At 43.4% G+C, this 12,984-nt stretch carries 15 protein-coding genes; 8 read left to right on the top strand and 7 right to left on the bottom strand.

Annotated elements, in window-relative coordinates:
• Nucleotides 1-109: 109 nt before the first annotated feature.
• Both tsaB and E5672_RS15285 read right to left on the bottom strand, forming a co-directional pair.
• The gene (gene tsaB, locus E5672_RS15280) at nt 110-826 is read right to left on the bottom strand and encodes a tRNA (adenosine(37)-N6)-threonylcarbamoyltransferase complex dimerization subunit type 1 TsaB (protein ID WP_136782983.1); all 717 of its coding nucleotides are present in this window, start codon (nt 824-826) and stop codon (nt 110-112) included.
• Nucleotides 827-904: 78 nt separating this feature from the next.
• Nucleotides 905-2,824, bottom strand: coding sequence for a DNA repair helicase YoaA (locus E5672_RS15285; RefSeq protein WP_014950010.1), 1,920 nt, complete (start codon nt 2,822-2,824; stop codon nt 905-907).
• A 310-nt stretch (nt 2,825-3,134) separates the two neighbouring features.
• On the opposite strand from E5672_RS15285, the gene E5672_RS15290 reads away from it, so the two are divergent.
• Nucleotides 3,135-3,374: a hypothetical protein gene (locus tag E5672_RS15290; RefSeq protein ID WP_136782984.1), complete on the top strand. Its 240-nt coding sequence runs from the start codon at nt 3,135-3,137 to the stop codon at nt 3,372-3,374.
• A gap of 197 nt (nt 3,375-3,571) precedes the next feature.
• On the opposite strand, the gene E5672_RS15295 is transcribed toward E5672_RS15290, so the two are convergent.
• Together E5672_RS15295 and E5672_RS15300 are read right to left on the bottom strand one after the other, a co-directional pair.
• Entirely contained in the window at nt 3,572-3,904 is a 333-nt protein-coding gene (locus E5672_RS15295; RefSeq protein WP_136782985.1) for a hypothetical protein, read from the bottom strand.
• A 102-nt stretch (nt 3,905-4,006) separates the two neighbouring features.
• Nucleotides 4,007-4,927, bottom strand: a complete 921-nt coding sequence (locus tag E5672_RS15300; RefSeq protein WP_136782986.1) for a cation diffusion facilitator family transporter — start codon at nt 4,925-4,927, stop codon at nt 4,007-4,009.
• A 162-nt stretch (nt 4,928-5,089) separates the two neighbouring features.
• On the opposite strand from E5672_RS15300, the gene E5672_RS15305 reads away from it, so the two are divergent.
• The 4 genes from E5672_RS15305 to E5672_RS15320 all read left to right on the top strand — a co-directional run bounded on the left by E5672_RS15305 (nt 5,090) and on the right by E5672_RS15320 (nt 8,361).
• Entirely contained in the window at nt 5,090-6,145 is a 1,056-nt protein-coding gene (locus tag E5672_RS15305; protein WP_136782987.1) for an aromatic ring-hydroxylating oxygenase subunit alpha, read from the top strand.
• Nucleotides 6,146-6,192: 47 nt separating this feature from the next.
• Entirely contained in the window at nt 6,193-6,591 is a 399-nt protein-coding gene (locus E5672_RS15310; RefSeq protein WP_136782988.1) for a GFA family protein, read from the top strand.
• A gap of 319 nt (nt 6,592-6,910) precedes the next feature.
• The gene (locus E5672_RS15315) at nt 6,911-7,603 is read left to right on the top strand and encodes a CREC-EF hand family protein (protein ID WP_136782989.1); all 693 of its coding nucleotides are present in this window, start codon (nt 6,911-6,913) and stop codon (nt 7,601-7,603) included.
• A gap of 134 nt (nt 7,604-7,737) precedes the next feature.
• Nucleotides 7,738-8,361, top strand: coding sequence for a phosphatase PAP2 family protein (locus E5672_RS15320; protein WP_136782990.1), 624 nt, complete (start codon nt 7,738-7,740; stop codon nt 8,359-8,361).
• Nucleotides 8,362-8,447: 86 nt separating this feature from the next.
• On the opposite strand, the gene E5672_RS15325 is transcribed toward E5672_RS15320, so the two are convergent.
• The 3 genes from E5672_RS15325 to E5672_RS15335 form a co-directional block, all read right to left on the bottom strand.
• Nucleotides 8,448-8,666 (bottom strand): hypothetical protein, encoded by a 219-nt coding sequence (locus E5672_RS15325; RefSeq protein ID WP_136782991.1) that lies wholly within the window; start codon nt 8,664-8,666, stop codon nt 8,448-8,450.
• Nucleotides 8,667-8,751: 85 nt separating this feature from the next.
• Complete coding sequence (locus E5672_RS15330) at nt 8,752-10,056, bottom strand: alpha-amylase family glycosyl hydrolase (protein WP_136782992.1); 1,305 nt, start codon at nt 10,054-10,056, stop codon at nt 8,752-8,754.
• A 126-nt stretch (nt 10,057-10,182) separates the two neighbouring features.
• A complete protein-coding gene (locus E5672_RS15335) occupies nt 10,183-11,091 on the bottom strand; it encodes a sulfite exporter TauE/SafE family protein (protein ID WP_136782993.1) in 909 nt (302 codons plus the stop codon).
• Between the two features lie 151 nt (nt 11,092-11,242).
• Between E5672_RS15335 and E5672_RS15340 the strand changes: the two genes are divergently transcribed.
• From E5672_RS15340 to E5672_RS15350, 3 genes are all read left to right on the top strand, one after another.
• Complete coding sequence (locus E5672_RS15340) at nt 11,243-11,725, top strand: DUF2244 domain-containing protein (RefSeq protein ID WP_136782994.1); 483 nt, start codon at nt 11,243-11,245, stop codon at nt 11,723-11,725.
• Nucleotides 11,726-11,899: 174 nt separating this feature from the next.
• A complete protein-coding gene (locus tag E5672_RS15345) occupies nt 11,900-12,145 on the top strand; it encodes a DUF6482 family protein (protein ID WP_136782995.1) in 246 nt (81 codons plus the stop codon).
• A 187-nt stretch (nt 12,146-12,332) separates the two neighbouring features.
• Complete coding sequence (locus tag E5672_RS15350; protein WP_136782996.1) at nt 12,333-12,905, top strand: lipid-binding SYLF domain-containing protein; 573 nt, start codon at nt 12,333-12,335, stop codon at nt 12,903-12,905.
• Nucleotides 12,906-12,984 lie beyond the last annotated feature (79 nt).

A 12,984-nucleotide genomic window follows, 5' to 3' on the forward strand; every position in this document is an offset into this window, starting at 1 on the left:
ATCATACCATTGGGAAGCGAGCATTAACCTTAAGACTCGCCCCTCTTTTCCCCGTTGCTCGATTTATCTTATTGTTAATAATGGGCGCCCAATATTTGGCGGCGTGTCGCTACTCTCTGCCTGGTAATTTTTTCCACGTAACTTTATCGCGCAGATATACAGGTTCTACATTCACAGCGTCAAATACTTCGCCTTTACTATGTGCATCGATTGCAAGTTTGAGCATATATTGGGCGTTAGGAAGCGTGACATCAGACGTTACCTCACTACATACCTTAGACTTCCACTGGTCAAGTTCCTCGTAGGCAGACCAGCCGGTGCCAGCTGCAATCACAGCGGCGCTATTCTCTTCCTTAAGCGCGTTTAGCTGTTCAATAGCCACTTCAGGCGGACAAACTTGCTCTTCAATACTAAGCACAAGACCACTGTGAGACTGTGAGTAAACCGCGAAATACACTTCACCCATACGCGCATCAGACGCGACGGCAATCAATGCTTCTTTGTGCTGAGTTTTAGACGCCACTTCAAACGCCATAGCTTCAAGCGTGCTTACGCCCGCTACGTTTAAGCCTGTTCCTAACGCTAGTCCTTGAATCATTCCCGTCGCTATGCGAACTCCAGTAAAGCTGCCTGGGCCTCGACCAAAAGCCAATAAATCTAGGTCGCCCAGCGAAATCTCAGCTTCCTTTAACACTTCATCAACCATGGGTAGAAGACGCTGACTATGCTGCTGAGGGCATATCTCAAAACGCGTGATCACAGTGTCTTTGAATTGAAGCGCAACCGAACAAGCTTCGGTTGCCGTGTCTATAGCTAAAATGTTCATGTTTATCTCTTATTTCATATAAGCTGAAAATGGGGCTAGTGGCGTAAAATACGCTTACCGCTTTTTCAGTGCTTTAACTTAGGCTTCATCAATGCCGGCTAAAAATTTTTCTACTTCGTCCAAGCTTCTTGTTCGCTTCATATCCGGTAAGCTACCGACGAAGGTTTTGGCGTAAGGTTTTGTCACTAATCGATTGTCACATATTACCAATACGCCTTTATCTGATGGGTCTCTAATGAGTCGTCCTGCGCCCTGCTTTAACGTAATGACAGCTTGAGGAATTTGAATAACACCAAACGGGTTTGCTCCACGTTTTTTTACATCTTCCATACGGGCTTGAAGCAACGGATCATCAGGTGACGCAAAGGGCAGCTTATCAATCATCACGCAAACCAAGTCGTTGCCGCGTACGTCTACTCCTTCCCAAAACGCGCCTGTGCCCATTAGTACCGCTTTTTCATCTGCAAGGTACGCATCCAGCAATGCTTGCTTGGTGGTAGTCCCTTGCACCAGTAGCGGGTTGTCTATCTCGTCTTCTAGCTTCTGCGCAATCTCTCTAAGCATAGCGTGACTAGTAAACAGCAAAAAACATCTGCCGCGGCTCGCTTTAATTAACCGTTTGGCTGTTTCTAGCAAGGTTTCGCGCATAGCGTAGCTATTCGGTTCAGGTAAATAGCGGGGCACGCAAAGCATGGCCTGTTCAGGGTAGTTAAACGGGCTATCCAATCCTAAGGTTTCTGCGTCTTCTAAGCCCATGCGGCGCTGAAAGTGATCAAAACCGCCATTTACCATTAAGGTTGCCGAGGTGAAAATCCACCCGCGCGGCGGCGATGATACGAAACGTCTGAATTTAGCGGCAATCGATAAAGGCGTTAAATGCATAATGAGGTGGCGCTGAGTAGTTTCATACCACAAACTTACATTTTCTTGCTTATTGTCGCTTAACGCATCTAATTGCTCTCTTGCAGCCACAACACGTTCGTACATGTTGTCTAAATCTTTATCGCGGCCAATATGTAACTTACACACTTCGTGCAGTACACCTAGCGCTTCGGCCAGCTTGCCCACCTGCATACGCACGTCATCACGGTCTAGCGCCTCGGCCCAGTTGCCGCGTTCAGCCGTATCCGGGAACAATAACCGTAAATCAGAGGCAATCATTCTGCATTTGTCAGCTGCTTTGTCTAGCTGCCCTGCATCTTTTAGCACTGTTCTGAACAACAGCGTGATATCTTTCGCAATGTCGTGAATTTGCCTTGTTGAAAGTGACTCACCAAAATAATCACTCGCAATATCAGGAATTTGATGAGCCTCATCAAAAATAATCGCGTCAGCTTCTGGGATAAGTTCGCCAAACCCTGTGTCTTTCAGTGCCATATCTGCAAAGAAAAGGTGGTGGTTTACCACAATAATATCAGCATCTAGCGCCTTTCTGCGTGCTTTAACCAAGTAACAGTCTTCATAATCTGGGCAATCGCGGCCCAAGCAGTTATCCACTGTAGAGGTAACAAGCGGTAAAACGCGGGCATCTTCAGGAAGGGTTTTAAGCTCCCCCATATCACCTGTTTTCGTAGTACTAGACCAACGTTTCACTTCTGAAAGCTGACCCAATACCTCTTTTTCAACCAGCGTAGAATTACCACTGTGCTGTGCTACTCGATGAAGACAAAGGTAATTTGAACGGCCTTTTAACAGTGCAGTTTTTCGCTTGCTGCCCAGGGCCTTTTTTACCAGTGGTAAGTCGCGGTGAAATAACTGCTCTTGTAAGTTTTTAGTTCCTGTAGAAACAATGGCCTTTCCGTCGCTCAACAATGCAGGGGCGAGATAAGCGAAAGTTTTTCCCGTTCCCGTTCCCGCTTCAACGATCAAACTACCCGTGGTATCAATAGCACGCTTAACCGCCTTTGCCATTTCAGTTTGAGCTTCGCGAGGTACAAACCCCTTGATAGCACCCGCAAGGAGGCCATCTGAAGAGAATACGTTATTTATTGTGGGCATGGTTTCAGCGCTGTCGTTACTTTTCTACTTTAGGCCGCGCATTATGCCAAAAAGCCTTTAAAATGCCCATCAAAGGTTTACACTTTAGCGTGAGCCAAGCCCACTCTCTTAAATCCTGAACTACCCAGATATCAAAAAAAACTTCCCACCTTAACTATTCGCTTCCTGACACTTTAAGAGTCAAAAAAATTGTTAAATTTTTGATGAAAAGAATTTGTCTTCTAGAACAAAAAAATTAGCTTTTTAATAGTAAAACTTAGGCGCAATATCCCGCTCGTAAATATTTACACAACTATTTAACGAGGTAATTATGAAAGGTTTACGCTTTATAGGTTTAGGCTTGGTAGGTTTAAGCGCAATGGCGTTGTCTGTAATTGCAGCTGCATCGGAAGAAGCACCTGCAGAGCTGGTAGCGGAATTAACCCAGTTTTGTAAGGAAATCGCTGCAGAAGAAGGCACAAAAGGCAAGTCGGAAGACGTATTCGTATTAGAGTGCGTAAACGATGAGCTAGAAGCTGAAGGTTACCAGAAGCTGAAATCTTTAAACTAGTCTAACAAGCTAGTTTACTGATTCGCGTTAACAGAATGAATAAACGTGCCTCTCCAGAAATGGCGGGGCCTTTTTGTGCTTTTCTTTTTTGTACTTTTCTTTTTTTTGCGCGTGGTTTCGGGCTCTGGTCTTAGAAAAATTTTTCGCTGTTCAGCGTTTTTGACGGCGACATATACCATAGCTGCTCAATATAAAAGTTAACGCTCAAAAAACGCGTCAACCAAATCGGCGAGTGATTCTTCTAACTCTTCTTCAAAAGTGTCGATATCGATGCCAAAACTGTCCATATATTTAGCCGCATTGTCGCGGGAAAGTACGGCATTTTTTATCTGAAATTCAAGCTCAGGCAGTGTCTTGTCGTAGCGGGGCTTAATGGTCCATCGCAAACAATGACCATGGTTGTCTTTTAGCTTTTTCTTGGCAAATACACAGAATTCCTCGACGTAATCAGCACCTTGCGGCCCAAGGCAACCCGGTTCTATGCGGTACATCACCAGCAGCTTTTTATATAGCGGAAGTCGCGTTTCCATCACATCTTCAATTTGTTTAAAGATTTGATTATCGGAAAATTTTGAGAATTTTGCCAGCCACGCAAGGGGTGAATACGAGAAATGTCATATTCACCCATATTATTACTCTGCTAGTTCAGGATCTTTTATGAACAAAATATCCATGATAATTGCAGGGTCCCACTCGCGCATCTCTGCTTCGCATTTCAGTCGAATTTCATCTAAGTCACTGATCGTTGCAATAGAGAATGCGTCATCCACTATAATGTGGACTAGCAGATAAACATCCCTACCCCGTTTACTAATTCGCACTTCCACGTGCTCGTATGGAACGTCCGCCAAGGTTTTTTTGAATTTTTTCTCGATTACCGCCGAGATAGCTTCAGGCGGCGCTTTATTGATTACCTCATTAAGGCTTTCACGCAGGATCTTAAACGGAACCGGCAACATCGCCGAGCCAAGAATAATCAATAAAACTGGGTCAACGTACGGCGACAGCGTTCTATATTCCGTCAACTCCAGCGCATAGGCCAAAATAAAAGCAAACAAGATGGATGCACTTAGCACACCGTCTATCATCCAAGTATGAGAATCCACTTTTACTAAATCGGACAGTAGATGCTTACCTTTTACACGCATGTAAAAAGAGATACTAAAACAGCCAACCGTTGCCACAACACCATAGACCATACCAATACCATAGTCAGCTGCGTGACCACCTGCTAGTAAACTCTGAACAGAGCTCGCGACGGCATACACACAAGTGGCAATGATAATAAGCGACTTAAACATGTTTAGCGTAGGCTCAATTGCCGTGTAACCAAAGTGGAACCGGTCATCATCAGGACGTTGAACCAAATTAGCTACTTTAAGCGTTAGCATTGACATAACAAAAGCAATTAACGAGTAAGCAGCATCAAATAAAATAGCGCCAGAGCTGGTTAAAATGGCAAAACCAAGCGCAATAACGACAAATGCACCGGCAATGTAAAAAGAAAGCGTTAATAGACGCTTTTCTTCAAGGTGATGGAAGCCAATGTCCATGAGAGTCACATCGAAATTAAGGTGCGCGGATTCTACTCCGTTATTTTAAAAAAAATAGTGCTTTGAACAAAAATATTGCTATTTTTTTAATCAATTCAGTGATACATAGCGCCTATATAATTTCGACTTAACGCAATGCGTTTTTAATACCTATTTTAAACTATGAAAACCGTTATCCACCCTTCTATAAAAAGTTATTTTGATGCTAATGAAAGCCAGCAGGAAATCGAACAGGCATTCTCTCGAGGGCTTGCTTATGCGGGCCATTCTCTCATGGTGCCAGAGAAGTTTAGTTATCAGGTGCTGCCGCACTTTAACGACCGTTATGTGTTATTTAATCAGGGTGAGAACCATGAACTTATATCCAATGTTTGCTTACATCGACAAGCTCAACTTCTTGAAGGGCAAGGTCGGGCACGCAGCATTGTTTGTAAACTCCACTGTTGGGGCTATGACAACACAGGCCAGCTTAAAGGGACGCCCCACTTTAAGGGTGCACCTAACGGTCAGTTGAAAAAGGAATCGCTATCAGTATGGAACGGCCTTCTATTTAGAGGGCGCTCTCCTGATATGGACTTATCTGCCCTTGGGCTTGAGGACTATCTCGACTTTACCGATTACTTTTACGCCGGTTCTGAAACGTCGGAATATCAATTTAACTGGAAGACATTTATCGAGATCTATCTAGAGAACTATCACGTGTACTCCATGCATCCTGGGCTTCGCCAGTTTGTTAAACCCGATGATTTAGAGTGGTCCTTTGGCGATGATTTTTCAATTCAAAAAGTAGGGCTAGGCGACCAGCTTACCAAGCGCACAACGCCGCGTTACAGAGAGTTCCAAGACGCATTATTGGCACGATTCGGGCAAACACTTCCTCGCTTTGGCGCAATATGGTGCTTTTTGTACCCTAATATTATGATTGAGTGGTACCCGGACATTATCGTTGTCAGCACGATTTACCCCAAGGGTGCGAGCGCGTGTATAAACCACGTAGAATTTTATTATCCAAAAGCGCTTTATAAGGATATGCCAGACTACTTTGCAGCAGAAAAAGCGGCCTATATGGAAACAGCGGTAGAAGATGAAGAAGCCTGCCTATTGTTAGAAAAAGGTCGACGGGCACTTTATTTATCAGGCGAAGAAGAACAAGGCCCCATAGAACCGTTTTTAGAAGCGGGCGTGGCGCATTTTTACGACTGGCTTGCTAAACAATAGCAATCTTGGTGCTTTAAACAGTGTTATTTCACAAAAAGGGAGTTTTGATGAAAAATTACAAAGGGTCTTGTTTGTGCGGTTCAGTAACTTTTGAAATTGAGGGTGATTTTGACAGTTTTTATCTATGCCACTGCAAACATTGTCAAAAGGATACAGGTTCGGCTTTCGCTGCCAACCTGTTTTCAAGTTCGGCTATATTAACTTGGGTATCGGGTGTTGACGCTGTGACTACCTTTACTCTTGAAAACACCTGTCACTGCAAAAGTTTCTGTAAAATTTGTGGTTCAGCCCTCCCGAATACTCAATTCGGTAACATTCTAGCCGTACCCGCTGGGTGTTTGGATACAAAACTACTCATTAAACCTACTGCACATATCTTCGGCGTAAGCAAAGCTGCGTGGGAACAAAGTTTAGAAACAATTACAAAATTCGAACGTTTACCGTAACAAACATCGAGCACTAATTCGAAACTTGGTGACTTTATATTAAACAAAACTCGCTGCTTGAATAGCTGCAGGTCGATTGATGCTTACGGTCTTAGCGAACCTAAATCATCTTGTATCACTTTTGTTAAAATCATTGGGTAACTTTTGCATGAAATTCTATAGTTCTCACAATTCAGCGTAACGCTCACTAGCCCCACAAAAACCTAAACCATTTATTTTTCATGCACTTACTAGAATGGCACATGCTGTGAATAGTCCATAGTGAATTCTCTCCTCCGTTTTTAAGCAGTATGGAGGCCGAAAAACCAAGGAGTAAGATATGAAAAAGTTAACTATTGCTACACTAATCAGCGCCGCGCTTTCTACCGGTGCATTCGCTGGTGACATGAAAAAAATCGACACTACCTTCGTTGATTTAGACAACGATGACAATGGCTACATCTCGAAAGAAGAAGCTGATGACGATGAGATTTATGCGCACTTCTCCAAAATTGATACTAATTCAGACATGCAGCTTTCAATCAAAGAGTTTAATACTCACGTAATGAAGCATCCTCAACATTTCGATGATGAAGTGCTCGCTACGGTAAAGTCTATGAAAGTGAGCATGGGCAAAAAAGGAGCCATGGAAACAAAAGTTAAAGTTGACACCGATGTAGATGAAGTGGTCGCAGCGACGAAAGATAAAAGACTAACCCACGAACTAAGAGCTGAAACTGAGTTGGAAGCTAATGGAAATTTAAAGAAAACAACCGTTGAAAAAGTGGCGAAAGATACTGTCGTTCACGATAAAACGGTTATTGCAGATGAAGCGGTCATTGCACGCAGTAAATTTGAGATGATGGACGCTAACAGCGACGGGAAGCTTACTAAAGCTGAAGCCTCACGAAGTGGCGTAACTCGTGACTTCGCTAAAATTGACGCAAATGACGATGAATTAATTACACGTACGGAATTTAAGCGTTATGAAAATTCGTCTGAAAGTAACACAAGCAATAGCTCTGAAGAGTAATGACTAAGTGATACTAGAGCCGCACCGGCGGCTCTTTTTCTACGTTTACAGCATGTTTTGCACACGTGCCTTCAATGTTGTACACGGCAAGAATTTTCTTTAATAGTCCATCACTTTATCGAAGAGGGATTTTTATGTTAGCTTCCACAGGAATTAAAGGCCTACTTGCGTATCGAGCACTGCGGAAAATGAACAAGCCCAGTGCTAACACAGCGCAAAATAAAGAGAACTTTGTAACATCTAGCACTTTGAACGACGCGACAACGCCTCCATCTGTCGTCGCCATTACGGGCTCTGCTTACGCGCTATCTAAGATGACGCATGCACCAAAGGTTCAGCGCTTTCTTTTAAAGTCGACGTTATCAGCTTCAGTGGCGGGATTACTTAACGCAGCGCTTAAACGTTTGATTGGACGAAAGCGTCCAAGAGCAGAGAGCGGCCCTGAAATAAAAGGCCCCGCATTGAAAGACAAATTTAACTCTATGCCATCAGGGCACGCATCAGCAGTAGCGGCAGTGGCTGGTTCAATACCTCGTAGTTCTGGACCTTTACTATTAGCGTCAGCGGCAGGCTTAGCTGCTACAGCTGTTATAGGAAAGTCGAGGACTAAGCGCGACGCGCATCACTTATCAGATGTTTTGGTGGGAAGTTGTTTGGGCTTTGGCGTGGCCTATGCGGTATCGAAGCTAGAAAAGCCTGTTGAAGATGAAGTTGAAAGTCTTAAGCAGAGCTCTCACCTGCCGAATCGATTTAAATAACGCTAATCACGGAAATACGAGCTACGGTGTGTCTCCTCTCTTTTTTAGGAAGGGACACACCTATATTAAATGAATTAAATAAGCATCTAACTTTCGGGTGTGGACTTAATCACTTCCTCGATTTCACTGTTACCACTTAAGCGCGCGAGATCAATTAAATAGCCTTTTTCTAGCTTATTTAAAGTGTGCCCTTCAAGTCGCGCTTTAACCTCTTTTACATCACCATTGGCAATGGATGTTTTCAGCGCAGCGTGATTATTTAAAGAGCGGTCTTCGCTTTTTTCAGTTGGATCATACGTAGTCATAGTTCGTCCTTAATCTTTACTCAGTAAAAAATGAAAAATCTCATATACCTTTTGTAGTTAAACACTACGCCAAACGATCAACGCTTCAAGCTACCCAAATTTCAAACTGCCAAGGTTCAAGCTTACAGACAGAACCAGCTTTAAAATTTCGCTTCTCCTCGTGCTGCCATTGTGTATATTCGCCTTGAAATAGTGGCTCTTCAAAGGTTACTTCTAGATGCTCATTTGAAAAATTAATCACAACAAACACTTTTTCACGCTCGTTATGACGTACGAAGCTAAAAACCTTGTCCATCTTAGAGTTTGGCACCTGAATCATTCTTGCGCCGTACTCTCCATTTCCTAGCACGGCTTTAGACTTTTTAAGAGCAATTAGCTGGCGATATAAGCTGCCTATTTCATGTTCTCGCCAATGTATAGGATCGCGCTCAAAAAACGCTAAACGCTTGGTTTCCCCAGCTTCTTGCCCATTATGAATGAGCGGCATGCCCTCACCTATTACCGATAAAGCAATGCAGGCTTCAAGCGCATCTCCAAATTGTTCGCGCTGGGTGCCATCCCAGGCATTTTTGTCATGATTACTCACGAAGGTCATTCTGTAAGCCGAGTGAGGCCAGCTGCGTTCGTTCCACGAATAATATTTGCGCAACCTATCCAGAGAACACTGTCCGTGTGCGAGTTCGTGTAGCGTCTCGTTCCAGCTCCATGCGTAAGTCATATTGAACGCATTTTCGTGAAGATCTCGATTCTCCCATTCAGCCAACATGAAAACTGGTCTGATTGCGCTTAGCGTTTGCACTGCTTGCTGCCAAAAATCGTTGGGGACATACCCCGCTACATCACAGCGAAATCCATCAATATCGAATTTTTCAACCCAATAGCAGAGCGCGTTAATCATGTATTTGCGAAGACCGACTTGTTCGTAATCGAACTCAATAATATCGCTCCAGTCCCACCAGGGAGACGGGCGAAAGTCGCCCTTGTAGTCTTTGGCGTACCACTCGGGGTGCTGCTCAACCAAAGGGTTATCCCACGCACTGTGATTTGGCACCCAGTCTATGATGACTTTAAGCGAAAGACGGTGCGCTTCTTCCACCAGCGCTTTGAAATCTTCTTCGCTACCAAATTCTGGGTTTATGGCCAGATAATCTTTTACCGCATAGGGGCTACCTAGCTCCCCTTTCCTGTTTTTTTCCCCAATAGGATGTACAGGCATTAGCCAAACAATATCCGCGCCGAGTGACTTAATGTGAGCTAACCCTTTTCTCACTCCTTCAAAGTCACCTTCTTGCGAAAATTGTCGGGTATTGACCTGATAAATAACGGCATGAGAAGACCATTCAGGCTGAAGCACCTTGTATCGTTTTTGAGGGACAGGATTGATATCCATATTATCTTTCCTTATCGAAATGAGCGTTTAGAAGAATCTAAATTGTGTTCATTTTATTGTGCGTCACATTACTTTTAGGCTTTACGTTGCTTTAAGCTGGGCTGTCAACAGTCGCGATTTCATGGGTTAAAGAATAGGTAAACTGGTAACACCTAAAATTAGTACCCAAAGGCCGAAAAAAAGTTTTAAACGTTGAACAGAAAATGCCAAAACTACATATTTTGCAATTACTCCACCGATTATTGCACCAGCCCCAGCAAATAAAACAACCTGCCATACTACGGACTCGCTAACAAATATGTGATATGGCAAGGCAGACCATACGGTAAAAGCCGATAATATTACGGCTACAGCGATAGACATGGTGACATTGAAACCACGAATAATAAGGTAAACCGCCACTAGCTCACCCACCCCTACCGAGAGCCATGCGGTAATAATGCCGCCCACAAAACCAATGAAAGGTAAAAGCAAAAGATCTTTGGTGTGTAAGTCTTTTTTAAAATGGGTGCGCTTCATTAACGGAATAGAGGCAAATATTGCAATCGCCAATAGAATAGAAAAACTACCGAATGCAATATGAAGGTTATGAGCACCGCCCCATAAATGCGCTAACAGCAACTTACTTTGCGAAGAATACTGCGCAAACCCTATACCGCAAATTGACGATGGAACCGTTAGCAGTAGCGCGCTCGGCAGCGCTTTCCAGTAGCCATCTTGTTTGTGCTGGCGTTGATAATACGCTGCCCAGGTTAATGCGCCAGCGGTCATGCCGCAACATTGAATAGCAAAGCTGGTTGCCACAACGCTTTGCGCAGAAAATGACAGGTAGTTAAAAAACGGAACAAAAACCACACCACCGCCTGCACCTGTCGCGTTCGCAAATATCGCACCTATGATACCTAGCCCGCTAAATAAACCGAACTCTTTAATGAGATTGCCAAGTGCGGGTTGCGCTAGCAAAATGGCGCACCATGCCAAAAGAAGTAACACAAGAAATAATTTGCCAGTATGGCGCTTTAATAAAGAAATCACTCACGTCCCTAAGACAAAATACGACAAATGTCAGAAAACACTTCCGATTAATATGTTATTCATTCGCAACAGTACATTTTTCGAACTATTGTTAACGCGCAACGTATAAGCTTTTACTTACACAAATATCACTTACAGCACGTTGAACAACATGGTTGAAGTATCTACATTTGAGCAGCAGGTGCAACTGCATCTTTCACCAAACCGCTCTGCAACATGGCAGCAAACTAAATATCTTATTGCAGCTTTTGCTTTTTTTATTAGTTCAATTGCTATCGCTTGGACAATAGTGGGCGCGTGGGTCATCTTGCCGTTTGCAGGGTTAGAGGTTGGGCTGTTAGCAGTAATTATGTACATGGTGTCTAAAGCCACTTACCGGTGGGAAACCATTCTAGTTTCTGTCGATAATATCCATGTATCTTGCTCAAACGGAGCAACTCTGTGCTTTCCTAGATTAGATACGTCCCTGTTTTATCAAAAAGATTTAAGCCTTAAAAGTATTTCACGATTAATTTTACAGACCCCTTTGCAGCAGTTTGAACTGGGCACATTTCTTAATTCGGAAGATAAAGAGCAAGTACGCGATAGTCTGCATCAAGCAGGGATAGTGGTGTGTACAAATAAATGGTGGTGAAGTTAGTCATTATGATTTGTGGATGCAAACTTTATTCAGTTCCTAAATATGCACGTTCTAATTAACGTGCGTCTAAACTTTCATGACACAAACTTAATGATCACTGTAGCCGTTTTCGACTAATTAACTATATAACGCAGCCACAGTTAGCTGCGACCTAACGAGGGCTACACTATGAACTTATATATTGAATCATTAGAAGGTGGTAACTACCTTGCAGCTACAGGCATGGGCGCTTCACGCACTTTAGTTCGAGATAAAAAATCGCAACCCAAAACGTTTCACTGTTTAAATGAAATCAGAGAGCATTTTGATACTCAAGCCTTTGAGCATGTTTGGCTTCGCCAAAGTACGCCGTATGAAGAAATGGTCGGTCAAACGGACCATCCCGGTGCGCTAGAACTTGAAATTGAATGGTAAATCTTTATCGGTAAGAGGCTAATAACTCATTTAGCTTTTTCTAATTTAAGTTTGAATGCATCACCTAGCACAGTTTTTGCGTACAAGTCATGTAACGTAAATAAAAACGGTATTTTATTGAATTACTAGCGATAGAAACTGTCTTTTAACGCAAGTAATAAAATACCTACATGCTAAGGAGAATTGCATGAAGATTAGTAAGTTAGCGATTAAGTCTGTATTTTTGGCTGCTGTTTTGGCATTAACTGCTTGCGCCTCTATGGGTGATGGTACTGTTGCTGAAAAGCAACAAGCGATCTTAGACATGCAAGAAAATGCGCTGGCTCGCCTATACACCGAGAAGCCAGATACTCGCTCTCAGATAAGAGACGCAGCGGGATACGCCGTATTCACCAACGCCAACATAAATGTTTTCTTTGTGGCAGCGGGCACCGGTTACGGTGTTGTGAACAATAATGTTACCGGTGCAAAAACATATATGAATATGGCTGAAGGCGGCGTTGGCCTTGGTTTAGGCGCCAAAGACTATCGCATTGTTATGGTTTTCCACACTCAAAAAGCGATGAACTACTTTATCGAAAACGGCTGGACAGTAGGCGGTAATGCAGACGTCGCAGCAAAAGCAGGTAATAAAGGCGCATCAGCAGAAGGCGAAGGCTACTTGGGCAACGTTACAGTTTACACAATGACTGAAAGTGGCCTTACGCTACAAGCCACGGTAAAAGGCACTAAGTTCTGGGTAGACAAAGAACTAAACTGATCCTGCGCTAACTATGCCTAATTGAATTATCGATTAGTGCTCCAACTAACCGAAGGCCTCTTGAATGCAAGAGGCCTTT

The organism is Alteromonas portus (genome assembly GCF_005117025.1).
Lineage (GTDB): Bacteria > Pseudomonadota > Gammaproteobacteria > Enterobacterales > Alteromonadaceae > Alteromonas > Alteromonas portus.

Bases quoted from the DNA above. Each gene is read 5' to 3' on its own strand.
- tsaB (WP_136782983.1), bottom strand. From the start codon at position 826: ATGAACATTTTAGCTATAGACACGGCAACCGAAGCTTGTTCGGTTGCG.
- E5672_RS15285 (WP_014950010.1), bottom strand. From the start codon at position 2,824: ATGCCCACAATAAATAACGTATTCTCTTCAGATGGCCTCCTTGCGGGT.
- E5672_RS15295 (WP_136782985.1), bottom strand. From the start codon at position 3,904: ATGGAAACGCGACTTCCGCTATATAAAAAGCTGCTGGTGATGTACCGC.
- E5672_RS15305 (WP_136782987.1), top strand. From the start codon at position 5,090: ATGAAAACCGTTATCCACCCTTCTATAAAAAGTTATTTTGATGCTAAT.
- E5672_RS15340 (WP_136782994.1), top strand. From the start codon at position 11,243: ATGGTTGAAGTATCTACATTTGAGCAGCAGGTGCAACTGCATCTTTCA.
- E5672_RS15350 (WP_136782996.1), top strand. From the start codon at position 12,333: ATGAAGATTAGTAAGTTAGCGATTAAGTCTGTATTTTTGGCTGCTGTT.
- E5672_RS15330 (WP_136782992.1), bottom strand. From the start codon at position 10,056: ATGGATATCAATCCTGTCCCTCAAAAACGATACAAGGTGCTTCAGCCT.
- E5672_RS15310 (WP_136782988.1), top strand. From the start codon at position 6,193: ATGAAAAATTACAAAGGGTCTTGTTTGTGCGGTTCAGTAACTTTTGAA.
- E5672_RS15345 (WP_136782995.1), top strand. From the start codon at position 11,900: ATGAACTTATATATTGAATCATTAGAAGGTGGTAACTACCTTGCAGCT.
- E5672_RS15290 (WP_136782984.1), top strand. From the start codon at position 3,135: ATGAAAGGTTTACGCTTTATAGGTTTAGGCTTGGTAGGTTTAAGCGCA.
- E5672_RS15315 (WP_136782989.1), top strand. From the start codon at position 6,911: ATGAAAAAGTTAACTATTGCTACACTAATCAGCGCCGCGCTTTCTACC.
- E5672_RS15325 (WP_136782991.1), bottom strand. From the start codon at position 8,666: ATGACTACGTATGATCCAACTGAAAAAAGCGAAGACCGCTCTTTAAAT.
- E5672_RS15300 (WP_136782986.1), bottom strand. From the start codon at position 4,927: ATGGACATTGGCTTCCATCACCTTGAAGAAAAGCGTCTATTAACGCTT.
- E5672_RS15320 (WP_136782990.1), top strand. From the start codon at position 7,738: ATGTTAGCTTCCACAGGAATTAAAGGCCTACTTGCGTATCGAGCACTG.